The organism is Salegentibacter sp. 24 (assembly GCF_004362395.1).
Lineage (GTDB): Bacteria > Bacteroidota > Bacteroidia > Flavobacteriales > Flavobacteriaceae > Salegentibacter.
The window spans coordinates 277,971-294,783 of sequence record NZ_SNWE01000002.1 but is presented as its reverse complement, the minus strand read 5'-3'; the positions used below and the strand labels follow the sequence as shown (position 1 = coordinate 294,783).

The following is a 16,813-nucleotide window of genomic DNA, read 5'->3' as shown; positions in this document are numbered from 1 at the left end:
CCATACTATGGGGCATTAATCCAAGTTTCCCTGGGCTATTCCCCGCTAAAAGGTAGGTTGTATACGCGTTACGCACCCGTGCGCCGGTCGTCAGCCAGAGTGCAAGCACTCCCCTGTTACCCCTCGACTTGCATGTGTTAAGCCTGCCGCTAGCGTTCATCCTGAGCCAGGATCAAACTCTTCATCGTTGTTTCTTAAATAATATTACAACAATCAATTGTCTGTACTCAAAGATGACTTTTCTAGTCTTAATTCTAAATTATTTGTAAAAATTGCTAATGCAATTTTACGCGCTGTCAATTCAATATATCAATGAACTTCCCCGGTATCAACCGAGCTATTCTAGTCGAAATAAAAGGACTCGAACCTTCTCTCTTTGCTTACCCACCCGGGATTTCTTTTCAGTATTTCTGGGAACTCGCTTGCCGTGTAAGCGGCTGCAAATATACAATGCTTTTTCTTTAATCGCCAAATCTTTTTTAGAAAAAATTTAGATCTTTTTTTAAAGCATCTTCCTCAAAAGAACGGCAGCGTTGCTCTTTAAAAGCGCTCGCTGTTTTTGCGGCTGCAAATATACAACCTCTTTTGAATCTGGCAAGTGAAAAATAATATTTTTTTTCACTCCCCTTTTTAAAACCCCTTAAGGCCTTAAAATATCCGCAATCCCAGTATGCAATGAACGTTGGCTCTTTTAAAACAAGCTTCCCTGTCTCTGTAAGCGGATGCAAATATACTGCTGTTTTTGAGATGTACAAGCCAAAACAAAATTTTAGAGATTTTTCAGAATTCCGCAGCAGGAAGTGAATTATTCTTTTAAATAGTATGCCTTAAAAGCAAAAAACGAGCTGATTAAGTAACCAATAGGTTAAAAAATGTTTAATAGAGAATTGCTCCTGGTAAAAAAATTATAGAAAAAAGTTCCAAACCAGGCCAAATCGGAGCAAAAAATCGGAATAAGGATAGCCCGGTGCAACGAAATTGTTATTACCATCAATCAGGGAATTAAGATGATCTAACTGTAAAAAAATTCGTGTTTGGTCAACTTTTGCATTAAAAAAGAAATTTACAATTGGATAGTTTCCAAATTCCGCTGAATTTTGCACATAAAATTCAGCTAATACCGGATCGTATGCATTGGCATTAAATTCGGTAAAATACTTAAAAGTGAAACCGGTTTGAAGATAAAGTGCTTTGTCAAACCAATGGTCCTTATAATAAAGAGAGTTTCGGGTTACAAATTCAGGTACATTTAATAGGGAAGCTCCATCAAGTACATTTTGATACATCAGGGTGTTGTCTATTGCAAAAAGCCCAAAATCAAACCTCTTACTCGCTTTGAGTTTCAAGTAACGCACCTGGTCACCAGCCTGGAATGGTTTGACCAGCGAATCTTCTCCTTCTGTAAAATAAGTGTAATTCTGAATTTGCGTCAACCTGCCTTCGATATTAAGTAACTTTTGTGAACGTAACTCTCCATAAATACTTTGAGTGTTTACGTTGACAAATTCATTCTGCCAGTTGTAATTAATATAATTGCTTTGGTAAAGCAAGAAGTTATAATTAGGCATATGGCTATTTTGATTAACCCCAAATTCCAAACGGTTCTCATCATCCAGACTGTAACCGGCATGTGCAGCAAAATAACTCCCGGTAAAATCACCAGCCAGATTAAGCATAGCATCGGCCTTTATATCAAATCCGCTAATACTTTTCTCATACTCACCCCCAATGGAATAATTAGAACCGCTAAGTTTGTTGTTAATGGTATCGTTTTCTCGAATATAAAATGTGTTATATCCATATTCAAAATTTTTGACTGCGGCCTTTGCCTTTACCTTTCCCAAGGTTTTATTAGACCATTGTACATAGGCTTGATTATAAAATTCGGTTAATCTAACACGATCACTAAAATTAGCCTCCTGAAAGGAAGGACCGAAAATTAGATTCTCAGCCTGGGTTTGTACAAATTCATATTTCTTATAATCATGCTTAAAAATATGCCCAACCCTAAGAGCGTTCGCAGAAAGAGAGTCTGGGGTAGCAACATCGTAATAGTGATCCAGATAAAAACGTTTTCCGTAAAGTGTACTTTCGGCATTCTCGAAATTCATTTCCAACAGGGAACGATCTTCAAACTCCTCTTCCTTATCTATGTACTGCTGCAGAGCCAATTCTGAAAAACCTCCATTTTCCTGATTCAAAAGGCTATGAGAAACAAAATGTGTTCTAAGATGATATTTTTTGTCTAATGTTTTATATGTTAATCCGAACCTAAAAATTCCTGTACTGGTAAGCACATTTTGGTATCTTCCCAAGGCGCGTACCCCTTTATAGGCAGCGGAAAAATTTAAGCGATCAGAGGTATTAATTGTAAACAACACATCTAATTGTTGCCCCTGCTCCGGAACAGTTTTATAATAGGCTTCAGTAAAGGGTGTAGGTACGTGATAGTAATAAATATCATCTACTTCCAAAAATCCATAATGTCTTGCCTGAGCCCCAAATTCGGGATACAATTTTTCAGGTTCAAAACCTATCCCTAACCTATTGTAGGTTTGCCCTGTATTTGAAAAAGGAAGTAATTCAAAGTTATCTTTTCTTAAATAATTAAATTTATAATTCTTCTCTATTGTAAGTGTAGTATCTACAAATGTAGTGTCATTCTCTATAGAAATTATTTTGTAAGCCGAGATAGGTGGTTTTACCGTATCTTTTGTGCTTTCGGTATCTGGAGCTCCTCCTAAAGCGGTTTGCGCAAAAATCATTGCAGGGCTAAAAAGGAATAGAAAAAAAATGAGATTTTTCATCAAAACAACTTTCCGCAAATTTAGGTTTTTTGAATTAATGAACTTACCAAAAGCGTTAAATAAAAAAAGCCTCCAGATGGAGGCCTTTTTTGCAATTTCAATCAAGTAATTATTGTTGAGAAATATTAGGATTGTTTTGAATTTCACTTTGAGGAATTTCAAAGGAAAGACGATCATCATCGTAAGAGAAAGATTCGCCAGCGAACGAAAGGTGGTTCGCACCTCTGGTTACTGTTGCTCTGTTACGATTCATCGCTAAATAAGATTTACCTTCTCCCCAGAATTCAATACGGGTTTGTAAATAAATCTCATCTTGTAGCGCCTGACCTGAAAGACCATCTACATAAGATGGATCAGGTACACGTTCAGCCAAAAATGTTTTCAACACCTCTTTAGCCCTGGCTTCATCACCAGATTTAGCAGCAAACTCAGCATGCAACAAATACATTTCGTCCACTCTCATATAAACATAATCAGTAGTCACAATTCTTTGACCAGCAACTGTTCGTTCCGGGGCATAGAATTTGTTAATTGGATAAAGAGTTCCGCTACCATAAGCGTCTACCCACTGTTCCTTACGCACATCATCTTCCGGAATTGCTGCATAAAGACCTGAATCTATAGATTTAGGATCTCCCGCCCAGGCGTAGCTATAGGTAAATAAATCCACCTGACCCCACCAGGATACCAGGTCAAGACCGTTATCCGTAGTTAAGTCTACACCCCACATCCAGGATGGGCTAGCTTCGAGAGAATTAAAACCTCCAAGCAGTGCTTCAGAATCCGTAAGGGGATATCCTCCAGTTTCAATAACTTCTCCTGTTAATCTTACTACTTCCGCGTCATTATTACCAAGGAAACCATAAGTATAAGCCAAAAGCGCTTTCGCTACATCTTTATTAACAGCGGTACGAGAGGTTCTGGTGAAATTTTCCATCAAAGAAATTCCGTCTTGTAAATCCTTAATAATTTGATCATAAATATCACTTGCAGGACTAAGCGCTGCGCCTTCATCTGTTACTTCCGTGTATAATGGAAGAATAGGTTCAGCAGGGTCATAACCCTCCTGCATTAACTGGGCCAGATAAAAATAACTGTGTGCCCGCATTGTTTTTGCCTGGCCTAAAATTGCCTTAGCCTCTTCAGATTCCGGCACGGCATCATTACCACCAAAACTTTCGATGATGTTGTTAGCTCCGAATATTAACCTATAGTAATATCTCCAAACCATATAGTTGTTGATATTGGTAAAATCTATAGTTGCGGTCATTTGGGAAATATCAGAATACCACCCATAGGTTACACCGGCCAGAACCATATCTGTAGAAAGCATATCAGAGAAAACATCATAGCCCTTCTGACCATAATCTGTATGTTGCAAATCTGTGCCCCCGGTTCCGGTTGCTATCATAGTGGCATATAAGCCAGCAATATTGGCCTCCTGTAAACCAGGGTTTTTCACTGTCGCTTCCTGAATTTGCTCCGAGGAAATAAACTCAGTAGGTTCGGTTTCAAGAAAATCTTCGCTACAGCCGGATGCCAAAAGCAAGGTGCCGGCTGAAAATATAGTTAATAGTTTTGATTTCATCTTCATAATTTTTTATTAAAAGTTTACCCTTACACCAGCGGTGAAAGTAGATAATGGAGAATAACGATACTGATCAGATGTTCCAGCTTCACTAGTAGACGGATTAAAACCATCTCTTTCTGACATTAAAAACAAGTTATCTCCAGATACGTAAATATTCAAGGCATCCATTCCTAAAGACTCTACAGCTGTAGTAGGAACACTATACCCTAACCTTACGTTGTTCAGCGCAAGATAATCCGCTTTAGTTAAGAATCTTGTAGATGTAGAAACAACATTCACATCCAAATCATTTGTCAATCTTGGAACATCTGTGATATCCCCTGGTTGTTGCCATCTATCTAAAATATCTACGTGATAATTATTCCCACCTACATTAGCGTTACTTTGCATTAAGTTCGCGTATGCAGGATCGTAAGAATACCCCCCGATACTATACAAGAACTGAGCCCCAATAGTGAAATCGCCCAGACCAGCAGAAAGGTTAAATGCTCCACGAACATCCGGGATAGCAGATTTTCCAACATATTTTTGAGTTGCATCCGCATATACAGTTGTTGTAGCTACTCCAAGTTCCTCACGGCTTACCTCAGGGTTTTCATTAAGGTATTCAGTTAAAGAAGAAACTCCTTCACCTACCTGGTATGCACCATCACCATTAGCATCATTATAATAAACATTCCATTGCGATGCACCGGTTTCAACATTTACGCCAGCATATTCCCTGATGTAAAAATCATAGATAGAGTGTCCTTTTCCAAGTCCAAATCGACCCTGAACATCAATCAATTTTGGTTCTCCTGTAGCTGGATCAATCGGCATCTCGGTGAGTTCGTTTGTAATAATCTCTCCATTAAGAGTAAAATCAATAAAGGCATTCTCGGTTTTCAGTAAATGAGCCGTTAGGTCAAATTCCAAACCTGTATTCCTAAGTTGACCGTCATTAACATTAATAATAGCATAACCTAAAGATGGCGGTACGCGTCGTTCAAATAACAAATCATCTGTATTTTTCACATAATAGGCCAGGTTAAGATCTAAATATCTACCAAAGCTCATTTCTGTACCTACCTGAAATTGTTTAGAGGTCTCCCAGGTTAAATTCCTGTTCCCTTTCGTGTCAAAAGAAAGCGAGATGTTATTATCTAACGGATCTACCGAATATAAATCATAACCAGGATAGAATCCTACCCCACCTTGCTCACCAATTAAACCATAACTGGCTTTAAGCTTAAGAAAAGAAAATACATTTTGATCCGCCATAAAACCCTCATTAGTAAGCACCCAAGCGGCACCTACAGAACCAAAGTTACCCCATTTATCTTCCAGGAACCTTGAGCTACCATCACGTCTTACCGTTGCAGAAAAATAGTAGGTATCATCAAAATCATATCTCACCTGTCCAAAATAACTTTCTAAAGTGTAATCATTTGTATAAGACCCAGGAGGGCTAGTTACATCAACAGCATTATTAAGCTCTCTTCCATCAGGATCCGCTAAATCTGCCTTTGAAGCCCACAAAAAAGATCGCTCCCAGGAGTTAGCCTCATGAGCTACTAAAGCTTCTATACTATGCGCTCCAAAATCTTTATCGAATCGCAATAAGTTCAACAGGTTATAAGAAAAAAGCTGTTCTTTTTCTTTGTAGATCGAACCATTTTGCCCGGCACTTGGCCCGTAGAATGAATCGTCTTTGCTATCAAAATTTTCAATATAGTACTGCGTACCGAATCTTGTCTCGAAATTAAGGTAATCGGTAAACTCCATATTCAAAAAGAAGTTGGTATTGATGTCATGCCTTAAAGTATTGCTTACCCCTAAAATTGCATCAGCAATCGAGTTTGTTGCCAAACCAAATCCTCGTCCAGTGTTTCCATTTCTAGGTTCTCCATAATCGTACTGGAAACCTTCATAAATTGGATCCTCTAAAAGCACATCATTCTCATCTCTAATATACAAGCCATAAATCGGAGGCAGGTTATCTACAAACCAGAAAATACTTCCCGAATCTGAAGACTGGCCATTATTATTAGTTTCAGAATAACCATAACCGATATTCATGGAACCCGACAACCAGTCTTTTACCTCGTGAGTAAGGTTTAAACGTCCTGAGAAACGCTCATAGTCAGAATTGATAATGTAGCCTTCATCTTTAAGGTAACCCACAGAAGCATAGTAACTTGATTTTTCGCTACCTCCACTAATTCTTAGGTTCGTTTCTCTACGAACTGCTTCCTGGAAACCATAATCCTCCCAGTCTTCCGGTGTGTATCTTCGCTCTACTCCGTCACGAACCATACCTGTCTCCGGGTTAATAAGATTCTCTCCATCAACATTCCAGATGTTATAAGTAGGAGAAATACCATTTTCGCTAAACAATCTTTGGTTTGCAAATTGAATGGGATTTTCTTCCCCCTCAATATTCGCTCTGTTGTAAATACTTTCCCAGGCTAAAGCGATATATCGCTCTGGCGAATCAATTACATCATAACGTGGTAAAAGATTTACGTTAGTACCGATCTTAGTTTCCACAGTTATGGAAGACTGTCCTGCTCTACCCTTTTTCGTTGTAATTACTACAACCCCGTTGGCACCCCTGGCTCCGTAAATTGCGGTGGCAGCAGCATCTTTTAATATGGTTGTAGAGGCAATATCGGCCGGGTTAATTGCACTAATGGTACCGTTATAAGGAACACCGTCTAAAACATACAATGGGTCTCTATTACCATTAACAGAACCAATCCCACGAATACGAATCGTTGCAGCACTACCAGGTTGTCCAGAAGTATTGATTACTCGTACCCCTGCAACCTCACCAGCAAGTGCTTGTGAAACATCAGCTACGTTTTTCCTATTCAACAATTCTGCATCTACAGTTTTTGCTGAACCTGTAAATGATTGTTTTGTGGCAGTACCATACCCCACAACAACAACCTCATCCAAGGCTCCAGAATCTACATCCAGGGTCACATTGTATATGCTACCACTGCCTATAGGAACTTCCTGAGTAACGAAACCTACATAACTAAACTCTAATACCTGACCTTCATTTACATTAACACTAAACTCCCCGTTAAAGTCAGTTTGATCTCCATTATTTGTTCCTTGAACAATCACGTTCACCCCGGGAAGAGGTAAACCTTGGTCATCGGTCACCGTACCGGTCACCGTTTTTTCCTGTGCAAAAGTAAATTGCACTACAAACGCTAATAATAGCGTAAGAATTCCATGTAATTTGTTTTTCATTATTATTTAAATTTGAATTAGCCTGCGCCAAAAATCATAATAAATTCTTAATAAAACAAATGATTTTTAAATTGAATTATCATTTACTATATTAAAACATCTTTATAAGATTTAAAAAAAAGCTCCTGAATAGTGAAATTTTTTTATGAATACTGCAAAATCTTACAAAATTGACAATAGACAAACCTTAAAAATTTAAGAGCATTTTAATAAGAAAAAGTCAGTAATGGTGTTATTTCGCTATGCATGCATTACATTTTAAGCACCGCTACTATTTTATTTACGTAGAAAAAGAGACAATAGTTTTGTGTAAACCCGGGATTCTTGCAATTTTTGTATTATGCTAAAGACCTTCAATCTATCTTTCCAGGTGGCCGGCACCGATGAAGCTGGTCGTGGTTGCCTTGCCGGACCAGTAACTGCGGCAGCAGTGATACTCCCAAAAAAATTTCAAAATAAATTGTTAAATGATTCTAAGCAAACCAACCTTAAGAATCGCAATTCCCTTAAAGAAATTATAAAAAAAGAAGCAGTAACCTATGGCATTGCCCACGTTTTTATGGAAGAAATTGATGAAATCAATATTTTAAATGCTTCTATTTTGGCAATGCACCGTGCAATTGAGCAACTAAATTGCACTCCTGAACATATAATTGTAGATGGGAACAGATTTAAACCATATCGCAATATTCCTCATGATTGTATCATAAAGGGAGATGGGAAATTTCTGAGTATTGCCGCTGCTTCTATTTTAGCTAAAACCGCTAGGGATGAATTTATGGAAAAAATTCACCACGAGTTTCCCTTGTATAACTGGAAACAAAACAAAGGTTATCCCACCAAAGAACATCGTGGTGCAATCTTGGAATATGGCAGTACTCCTTATCACAGAAAAAGTTTTAAACTTCTACCAGAGCAACTCAAACTTGTCTTATAACTTTTATATTTGTTGAAAATTCTGAAGTTCATGAGGAAAACCCTCTTCACCTTTTTAAGCCTCCTTTTATTATTTTCCTGCAACAACCGGCAAGAATTTGATTCACTGACCGAGTTTATTACAGATGATGCCGCTGTAATTATTCAAACGTCGAATTTACAAAAACTCCAAAAGGAGTTAAATACACTTTCATTTTTAAACGAGAATGATCTCAGTATAGAAGATAACATCCAAGAGAATTTAGGTTTCCTGAAATTTACAGATAGCCTTACTCAGTGCATTATTAGTATAACTGTTCCAAAAAAAGGGAATTTGAACTTTACCCTTATAAGTAAAAGCCAACCTGACTTTCAACTCGATTCCATCCAAAATAAATCTGATGAAAATATAAAAGCTGGAGGTTTAAATTATAGAAAATTAGTCTTAGAAGGAAAGGAATTCTATATTTCAGATAAAACTTCACCATTTATAGTGGCTACTTCCGAAGCTCAACTGAGAAAGGTTCTAAAAAAAGAAAATATTTTAAATAACAAAGGATTTACTAAGATCTACCAGGCCATCTCTCCAAATAAAACATCTGTGATTTTAAACCACGCCAAGCTTGATGATCTTCGGCGAAATTTATTTGCAAAACTAAATCTGGAAACAGTTAAAAATTATGCAGGCTGGAGTGCGGTAGACCTTGAATTTTCCGACAAGGGAATTTCTTTTAACGGACTTAGTATTCCAAAAGATAAATCAAGCCTTCATCAAATAGTTAGAAATACAGGTCCGGTTACTTTAGATTTCGCTCAAATTACACCTGAAAAATCAGTAGGATTTTCAGCAATCGGCTATAAGGATTCTGAAATTTTTCTCAGGAATTTAAAGGAATTTCGAGGAGACTCAATCACAAAAACGGAGAATGAAATCATTTTAAATAGTCAGGAATCCGGAATTATTGTTACTGAGGAAAATTCCTTATTAGCTATAAAAACATTAATAACTACTGATGCAGGCGATTTGATTTCCGGCTATGCAGAATTACAAGAAAACTATCGCGAATACCCTATATATAAGGTAAGGGAGCCTGAGATTTTTGAAAAACTTTTTATTCCAATAATCCATGCTGAAAAACCGAATTTTGTTGCAGCCATTGATGAATATCTCGTTTTTTCCAGTTCCATCCCACAGTTACGTGAACTTATTGCTGATTATTTAAATCAAAACACCATTGCAAATCAATCGTATTATAAAGAAAGCGAAAAGCAACTTGCACAGCAAAGTTCTGTATTAATGGTTGTGAACACTGAAAAGCTAAAAACCAAACTAGCTGAGGCTGTTTCAAAAGAAGTTAGAGCTGAAATAAAAAACTTGAATTTCGGGGAGCATAGATCAGCAATTTTACAATTGGTAGAAGAAGACGATTTTGCCCATATCCACGCTACTTTCGAAGCGCAAAACAACGGGAATACTTCAAACATAAAAGCTGAAGAAATACTTTCGGTAACCCTGGAAGCCGATTTACTTACCGAGCCGGTTTTAGTGAAAAATCACCTCAATAACCAAATGGATATTGCTGTTCAGGATATCAACAATACGCTCTATTTAATTTCCAATAGAGGAACGATTTTCTGGAAGAAAAAGCTAGGAGGCCCCATCTTAGGTGAGATTCAACAAGTAGATCTTTTTAAAAATGGAAAAATTCAATTTGCTTTTGCAACCCCATATTCCATTGAAGTATTAGACCGAAATGGCAACAATGTTAAACCCTTCCCTCTCAAATTTCAGGATCAAATCACCCAGCCATTATCTTTATTTGATTATGATAACAACAGGAAATATCGCTTTTTGATTACCCAGAACGACGAAATATTGATGTATGACAAAAATGGAAAAGGTGTAAAAGGTTTCGATTTCCGGAAAACTAATTCTGAAATTCTATTAACCCCAAAACATATAAGAATTCAGAATAAGGATTATATTGTTTTTCCGGAAAAATCGGGCAAACTTAATATTTTAAGTCGTCAGGGAGAACACCGTGTAGAGGTAAAAGAAAATATAGATTTTTCAAAAAATCAATGGTATGAATACGAAAATGATTTTGTTTCGAGCAATTCTGAAGGAAGCCTTATAAAAATCACACAAACCGGACAGGTAAATATTATAGATACTGAGCTTAGCCAAAACCACGGGATTTCAGCAAGACCTAATTTATTGGTTAGTTTGTCAGAAAACAATTTAAAGATTAAAGAGAAAGTGTTAAATCTGGATTACGGACTTTACACAGACCCGGAGATCTTTTATATAAACGATAAGTATTACATCAGCACAACGGACTTGCAAACCAAGGAAGTGTATGTATTTGATAGCAACGGGGAACTCCTTCCGGGATTCCCGGTATATGGTACTTCGAGAATTGACTTGAACAATGCGGACATTGACCAGCGCCCGGAATTTGTGGTAAAAGGGGGGGAGAAAGAAGTTCTAATTTATAAACTCTAGAAAAATAATGCTTCTCTCTATTTACTTCTTTGAATTTAATGCTAAGCATACAAAACCAAATAATCAAAAAGGATAGGGATAGGATTAAAGCATATGCTCTAAATGAAATCTGCCTCAAACAAATCTGCAAAATGCTTCAAAAATTTCTCCTGTACTTCAGCTAAAGGAATATCCTTTCTCCCGAGTTCCACATTTAAGGAAGTAACTGCTTTTCCCTGAATTCCACAGGGAATAATATGATCAAAATAACCTAAATCGGCATTTACATTTAAAGCAAAGCCATGCATAGTGACCCAACGACTGGCACGAACGCCCATTGCGCAAATTTTACGGGCAAAAGCAGTGCCCACGTCGAGCCAAACCCCAGTTTCGCCAGGACTTCGTTCTGCCTTTAAGCCATAATCAGTTAAAGTAAGGATAATGCATTCTTCAAGAAAACGAAGGTATTTATGGATATCGGTAAAAAAATTATCCAGATCTAAAATTGGATAGCCTACCAGTTGTCCCGGCCCATGATAGGTAATATCGCCTCCACGGTTAATTTTGTAATATTTTGCCTGCTTTTTTTCCAGTTCAGCCTCAGAGATCAGCAGATTATTAACATCACCACTTTTCCCCAGAGTATACACATGCGGATGTTCTACCATTAACAGGTAATTGGGCGTTTCTTCATTTAAATTCTGCCGGCGGTTCTTAATTTTAAGGTCAAGAATTTCCTTAAACAGGCTTTCCTGGTAATCCCAGCTTTCTTTATAATCCTTGTAGCCTAAATTTTGTAATTTTATCCTCTTATTCATATGCCTTTTCTTGGATTATTCAGAATAATAAGTGCTGCGATTACTCCTGGAATCCATCCTAAAATAGTAAGGATCAAAACGATTAAAATCGACCCACAACCCCGGTCATAAACTGCCAAAGGGGGGAACAATACAGAAAGGATTACACGCCAAACACTCATACTTTTGATCTGGGTTTTCAAGTCCCGTATTTCTAAAATTAAACTCTGAATCTCGAAAATGAAACTCTAATGAGCGGCAAAGATAAGATTATAAATACAGAAAGCCTCCTGGTAATACTCTTCAAATTTTCATTCCAATTTTTTAAAAAATTCAGGTTTATACCCCATTGGTTGGTAGCCACATAGTCACTATATTTGCACTCGTTTTGCTAAAGCAAAAAGGAAATCCTCCAGGCCAGCCCAGGAGGTATGAACCGGAAACCAATTTTAAAATTTCGAGGGTAACTTCGGGATTTATACATCAAATTACGAGTATGCAATTATCTGAACAGGAAAAAGTAAGAAGAGAGAAGCTTTCTGCATTGAGAAAAGCTGGTATTAACCCCTATCCGGCAGATTTGTTCCCCGTTAAGGACCATAGCAAGGGAATAAAAGAGAATTTTGAAGATGGTAAAAAAGTGGTTTTGGCCGGCAGACTTATGTCCCGGCGTATTCAGGGAAAGGCATCTTTTGCAGAAATACAGGATTCGAAAGGAAAGATTCAGGTTTACTTTAACCGTGATGAAATATGCAGGAATGAAGATAAAAGCAAGTATAACGATGTATATAAAAAATTGCTTGATATTGGCGATTTTATTGGAATTGAAGGCGAACTCTTCAAAACTCAGGTTGGCGAAATGACTGTGATGGTGAAAGATTTCACTTTGTTAAGCAAATCCATTCGCCCACTACCCCTACCAAAAACAGATAAAGACGGAAATACCTACGACGGTTTTACCGATCCAGAACACCGTTACCGCCAACGCTATGCTGATTTGGCCGTAAACCCAAAAGTTAAGGAGATTTTTGTCAAGCGGACCAAACTGTTCAACGCGATGCGGAATTTCTTTAATGAAAGAGAATATTTCGAGGTTGAAACACCAATCTTACAATCTATTCCCGGTGGAGCGGCGGCACGACCATTTATAACCCACCATAATGCCCTGGATATTCCACTTTATCTTAGGATTGCCAATGAATTATATCTGAAAAGACTTATAGTTGGTGGGTTTGATGGGGTTTATGAGTTTTCTAAAAACTTCAGAAATGAAGGAATGGACAGAACTCATAACCCGGAATTTACTGCAATGGAAATTTATGTAGCCTACAAGGATTATAATTGGATGATGCAGTTTACAGAAACCCTACTGGAACATTGTGCCCTTGCGGTAAACAATACTACACAAGCGGTTTTCGGAGAAAATAAAATCGATTTTAAAGCACCCTATAAAAGGGTTACCATGACAGATTCGATTAAAGAATTCACCGGATTTGATATTACCGGAAAATCGGAAGCTGAAATCAGAAAAGCAGCCGAAGATATGGGAATTGATGTAGATGAAACTATGGGGAAGGGAAAACTCATCGATGAAATTTTTGGAGAAAAATGTGAAGGGAATTATATCCAGCCTACTTTCATTACGGATTACCCCAAGGAAATGAGTCCGCTTTGCAAGGAACATCGTGAGAATCCTGAATTAACCGAACGGTTTGAATTAATGGTTTGTGGAAAGGAAATCGCAAATGCATATTCTGAATTAAACGATCCTATAGACCAGCGTGAACGTTTCGAGGAACAGCTAAAATTAGCCAAAAAAGGAGATGACGAAGCAACAGAATTTATAGATCAGGATTTCTTAAGAGCTTTAGAATACGGCATGCCTCCTACCTCAGGCTTAGGAATTGGAATGGACCGTTTAATTATGTTCTTAACCAATAATCAATCCATCCAGGAGGTTCTTTTCTTCCCACAAATGAAACCAGAAAAAAAGGCTGTTGAATTAAGTGAGGATGAAAAAGCCGTTTTTCATTTATTAAAGGATGATGTAATTCAGGAGTTGGAAAACATAAAGGCCAGGTCTGGCTTAAGCAACAAAAAGTGGGATAAAACCCTTAAATCATTAAGAAAGCATAAGATGATAGATGTTTTTAAAGATCAAGAGACCATGAAGATCAAAGCTATTTAAGCACATAAGATTTTACTTCAATGAAATAAACAAGTGTTAAATTAATGCGTTATTAAGTTTAATTTTAAACCTTTTTAAGATTTATGAGTCTAAAGATCACCAAATGGTGGTCTTTTTTCGTTTTTTAGCGTTTCGATATAGAAATTATTCCACTTCAAATTAATCACACAAAACAAAATTTAACTTTATGACCAAACGATTTACGCATAAGCTATTTTTAGTAATCTTTTCGGTTTCGCTCTCCAGTTGTGCGATATTTCAGTCCGAAAAAACTTCGGCTGACGCCTCAAAAGAATCCCCAAAAAAGGATGGAGAACTTGAACCTTATTCCAAAGTAATCACCAAAGATGCAAAAAGCGACAATGGCTTATTTACTGTGCACAAGGTCGATGATAAATATTATTATGAAATTCCTGACAGTCTTTTTAACCGTGAGATGCTTACGGTTACAAGAATTGCTAAAACCGCTACCGGGCTTGGTTTTGGTGGTGGAAAACAAAATACACAGGTCCACCGCTGGCAAAAGAAAAACGGGCACGTTCTTTTAAGGGTCGTATCTTACGAAATTTATGCTGCCGACTCGCTTCCAGTTCATGAGGCAGTGGTAAATTCTAATTTTGAACCTGTTTTACAGCGTTTCCCAGTAAAAACTGTGGGGAAAGATTCAATTAGTAAGACTACGGTTATCGAGGTCACTGATCTGTACACTAAAGATGTTCAGGCGCTTGGCTTAAGAAATGGGGCCAGAGAGGAGTATAAGGTATCGCGTTTAGACGATAGCCGCTCTTACATTGACACTATTCGTAGTTATCCCGAAAATATTGAGGTTAGGCATGTAAAAACTTACAATGCTGGAGAACCACCTTCAAATGAAAGTACTGGATCTATTTCTTTAGAATTTAGTAATTCTATGATTTTACTTCCAAAAGACCCAATGAAACGTCGGTATTTTGACCAACGAGTTGGTTGGTTTGCCCGGGGTCAGACAGATTACGGACTTGATGCTCAAAAAAGCAAGGAAGTAAAATACCTGGACCGTTGGAGGCTCGAAGTTAAAGAGGAAGATATAGAAAAATTTAAAAACGGAGAACTCGTTGAACCCAAAGAGCCTATCGTTTATTATATAGACCGCGCTACTCCAAAGAAATGGGTGCCATACATCAAACAGGGAATTGAAGACTGGCAGGTTGCTTTTGAAAAGGCAGGTTTTAAAAATGCGATTCTCGCAAAAGATCCGCCAAGTAAAGAAGAGGATCCAGATTGGAGCCCAGAGGACGTTCGCTATTCGGTTGTACGCTACCTGGCCTCTCCAATTCCCAATGCAAACGGGCCTCACGTAAGTGACCCTCGCTCTGGAGAAATTCTAGAATCAGATATTAATTGGTATCATAATGTAATGACCTTACTTAGAAACTGGTTCTTTGTACAAACTGCAGCAATCAACGAAGATGCTCGAGGGGTTGAGTTTGAAGACGAAGTCATGGGGCGCTTAATTCGTTTTGTTTCTTCTCACGAAGTTGGACATACTTTAGGACTTCCGCATAATATGGGAAGTAGTTTTGCCTATGATGTAGAAGATTTACGCGATCCTGAATTTACAGCTAAATTTGGTACCGCTCCATCCATTATGGATTACGCGCGTTTTAACTATATCGCTCAGCCGGAAGACGGGAATGTAGCCTTAATGCCGGACATAGGACCCTACGATAAATATGCTATCGAATGGGGTTACCGTCCTATTTTAGGTAAGACTGCTAAAGAAGAAAAACAAATTCTTGACCAGTGGATCCTTGAAAAAGCAGACAACCCCTTATATCGTTTCGGGAGCCAGCAAAGTGGAGGGGTTATAGATCCAAGTTCACAAACTGAAGATCTTGGTGATGATGCAGTTTTAGCCAGCGAATACGGAATTAAGAACCTGAAACGTATTATGCCTAATTTGATCAAATGGACTGCTGAAGACGGCAAGAACTATGAAGATCTTGAAGATTTGTATGGACAAGTTTTAAGTCAGTTTAATCGCTATATGGGACACGTAACGGCAAATATTGGCGGCGTTTATGAGAATTACAAAACATACAATCAGGAAGGTCCTGTGTATACTCACGTGAAGACTGATTACCAGGAAAAAGCAATGAATTTCTTACAGGAACAGCTTTTTGAAACTCCTGAATGGATGATTGACCAGGATATTTTTAATAAAATTCAGTTTGACGGGCAAGTTGAACGCATTAGCAATTTACAGGAACGAACTCTGGATAATCTGCTGGATTTTGGAAGGATGGCACGGCTAATAGAAAACGAAGAAATAAACGGGCAAGAAGCTTATGGTTTAGTAGATATGATGGCTGCTGTAAGAACCGGGATTTGGAGTGAACTTTCTTCAGGTGAAGATATAGACCGTTATCGCAGAAATCTTCAACGTGCTTATATAGACCGCATGGAACATTTAATGACCGAAGAACAAAGTGAAATTCCATCTCGTTATCGGGAGTGGATTACCCGTAGCAATGTAGATGTAGCCCAGAGTGATATTCGCCCCGTAGTAAGAGGAGAGCTCAAAACGCTTCAAAACCAGATTAGAAGGGTAGCCAATGGTGGTGACCGCTTAACAAGGTATCATCTACAGGATGCACTAGAACGAATCGATTTAATATTAAATCCTATAAATTAACTCCAACATTTTTGATGTGTTAGTTTTGAAGGCCGCCGTCCCTACACGGCGGTTTTTTTATGAAGAACTTATGGTTATTACCTGGAAATTCTCCCTAAACTTAAGTTTTAAGT

Annotated in this window: 9 protein-coding genes and 1 rRNA gene; 4 read left to right on the top strand and 6 right to left on the bottom strand. The window is 37.9% G+C overall.

Annotated elements, in window-relative coordinates; translation table 11 throughout:
* The 4 genes from DET49_RS02625 to DET49_RS02610 form a co-directional block, all read right to left on the bottom strand.
* Positions 1 to 188, bottom strand: a 16S ribosomal RNA gene (locus DET49_RS02625); the annotation flags it as partial.
* 717 nt (positions 189 to 905) lie between these two features.
* Complete coding sequence (locus DET49_RS02620) at positions 906 to 2,807, bottom strand: putative porin (RefSeq protein ID WP_133546600.1); 1,902 nt, start codon at positions 2,805 to 2,807, stop codon at positions 906 to 908.
* Between the two features lie 109 nt (positions 2,808 to 2,916).
* Positions 2,917 to 4,395: a RagB/SusD family nutrient uptake outer membrane protein gene (locus tag DET49_RS02615; protein WP_133546599.1), complete on the bottom strand. Its 1,479-nt coding sequence runs from the start codon at positions 4,393 to 4,395 to the stop codon at positions 2,917 to 2,919.
* Between the two features lie 15 nt (positions 4,396 to 4,410).
* Positions 4,411 to 7,641, bottom strand: coding sequence for a SusC/RagA family TonB-linked outer membrane protein (locus DET49_RS02610; protein ID WP_133546598.1), 3,231 nt, complete (start codon positions 7,639 to 7,641; stop codon positions 4,411 to 4,413).
* Positions 7,642 to 7,981: 340 nt separating this feature from the next.
* Here DET49_RS02610 and DET49_RS02605 point away from each other — a divergent pair, with 340 nt between their 5' ends.
* Both DET49_RS02605 and DET49_RS02600 read left to right on the top strand, forming a co-directional pair.
* Entirely contained in the window at positions 7,982 to 8,578 is a 597-nt protein-coding gene (locus DET49_RS02605) for a ribonuclease HII (protein WP_133546597.1), read from the top strand.
* Between the two features lie 30 nt (positions 8,579 to 8,608).
* A complete protein-coding gene (locus tag DET49_RS02600; RefSeq protein WP_133546596.1) occupies positions 8,609 to 11,062 on the top strand; it encodes a hypothetical protein in 2,454 nt (817 codons plus the stop codon).
* 98 nt (positions 11,063 to 11,160) lie between these two features.
* Here DET49_RS02600 and lipB read toward each other — a convergent pair whose 3' ends face one another.
* Positions 11,161 to 11,859 carry a lipoyl(octanoyl) transferase LipB gene (gene lipB / locus DET49_RS02595; protein WP_133546595.1) on the bottom strand — a complete coding sequence of 233 codons (699 nt, stop codon included), beginning with the start codon at positions 11,857 to 11,859 and terminating at the stop codon, positions 11,161 to 11,163.
* On the bottom strand, positions 11,856 to 12,020 hold the full coding sequence (locus DET49_RS02590; RefSeq protein WP_133546606.1) for a YqaE/Pmp3 family membrane protein: 165 nt from the start codon (positions 12,018 to 12,020) through the stop codon (positions 11,856 to 11,858). Before DET49_RS02590 ends, lipB begins: the two co-directional genes overlap by 4 nt.
* Before the next feature lie 314 nt (positions 12,021 to 12,334).
* Between DET49_RS02590 and lysS the strand changes: the two genes are divergently transcribed.
* Together lysS and DET49_RS02580 are read left to right on the top strand one after the other, a co-directional pair.
* Positions 12,335 to 14,026, top strand: coding sequence for a lysine--tRNA ligase (lysS, locus tag DET49_RS02585; protein WP_133546594.1), 1,692 nt, complete (start codon positions 12,335 to 12,337; stop codon positions 14,024 to 14,026).
* Between the two features lie 187 nt (positions 14,027 to 14,213).
* Positions 14,214 to 16,700: a zinc-dependent metalloprotease gene (locus DET49_RS02580; protein WP_133546593.1), complete on the top strand. Its 2,487-nt coding sequence runs from the start codon at positions 14,214 to 14,216 to the stop codon at positions 16,698 to 16,700.
* The last annotated feature ends 113 nt before the right edge of the window (positions 16,701 to 16,813 follow it).

What these genes read in the sequence shown, in the direction of transcription:
- DET49_RS02620 (WP_133546600.1), bottom strand. Translation starts at nt 2,807, where the DNA reads ATGAAAAATCTCATTTTTTTTCTATTCCTTTTTAGCCCTGCAATGATT.
- DET49_RS02615 (WP_133546599.1), bottom strand. Translation starts at nt 4,395, where the DNA reads ATGAAATCAAAACTATTAACTATATTTTCAGCCGGCACCTTGCTTTTG.
- DET49_RS02610 (WP_133546598.1), bottom strand. Translation starts at nt 7,641, where the DNA reads ATGAAAAACAAATTACATGGAATTCTTACGCTATTATTAGCGTTTGTA.
- DET49_RS02605 (WP_133546597.1), top strand. Translation starts at nt 7,982, where the DNA reads ATGCTAAAGACCTTCAATCTATCTTTCCAGGTGGCCGGCACCGATGAA.
- DET49_RS02600 (WP_133546596.1), top strand. Translation starts at nt 8,609, where the DNA reads ATGAGGAAAACCCTCTTCACCTTTTTAAGCCTCCTTTTATTATTTTCC.
- lipB (WP_133546595.1), bottom strand. Translation starts at nt 11,859, where the DNA reads ATGAATAAGAGGATAAAATTACAAAATTTAGGCTACAAGGATTATAAA.
- DET49_RS02590 (WP_133546606.1), bottom strand. Translation starts at nt 12,020, where the DNA reads ATGAGTGTTTGGCGTGTAATCCTTTCTGTATTGTTCCCCCCTTTGGCA.
- lysS (WP_133546594.1), top strand. Translation starts at nt 12,335, where the DNA reads ATGCAATTATCTGAACAGGAAAAAGTAAGAAGAGAGAAGCTTTCTGCA.
- DET49_RS02580 (WP_133546593.1), top strand. Translation starts at nt 14,214, where the DNA reads ATGACCAAACGATTTACGCATAAGCTATTTTTAGTAATCTTTTCGGTT.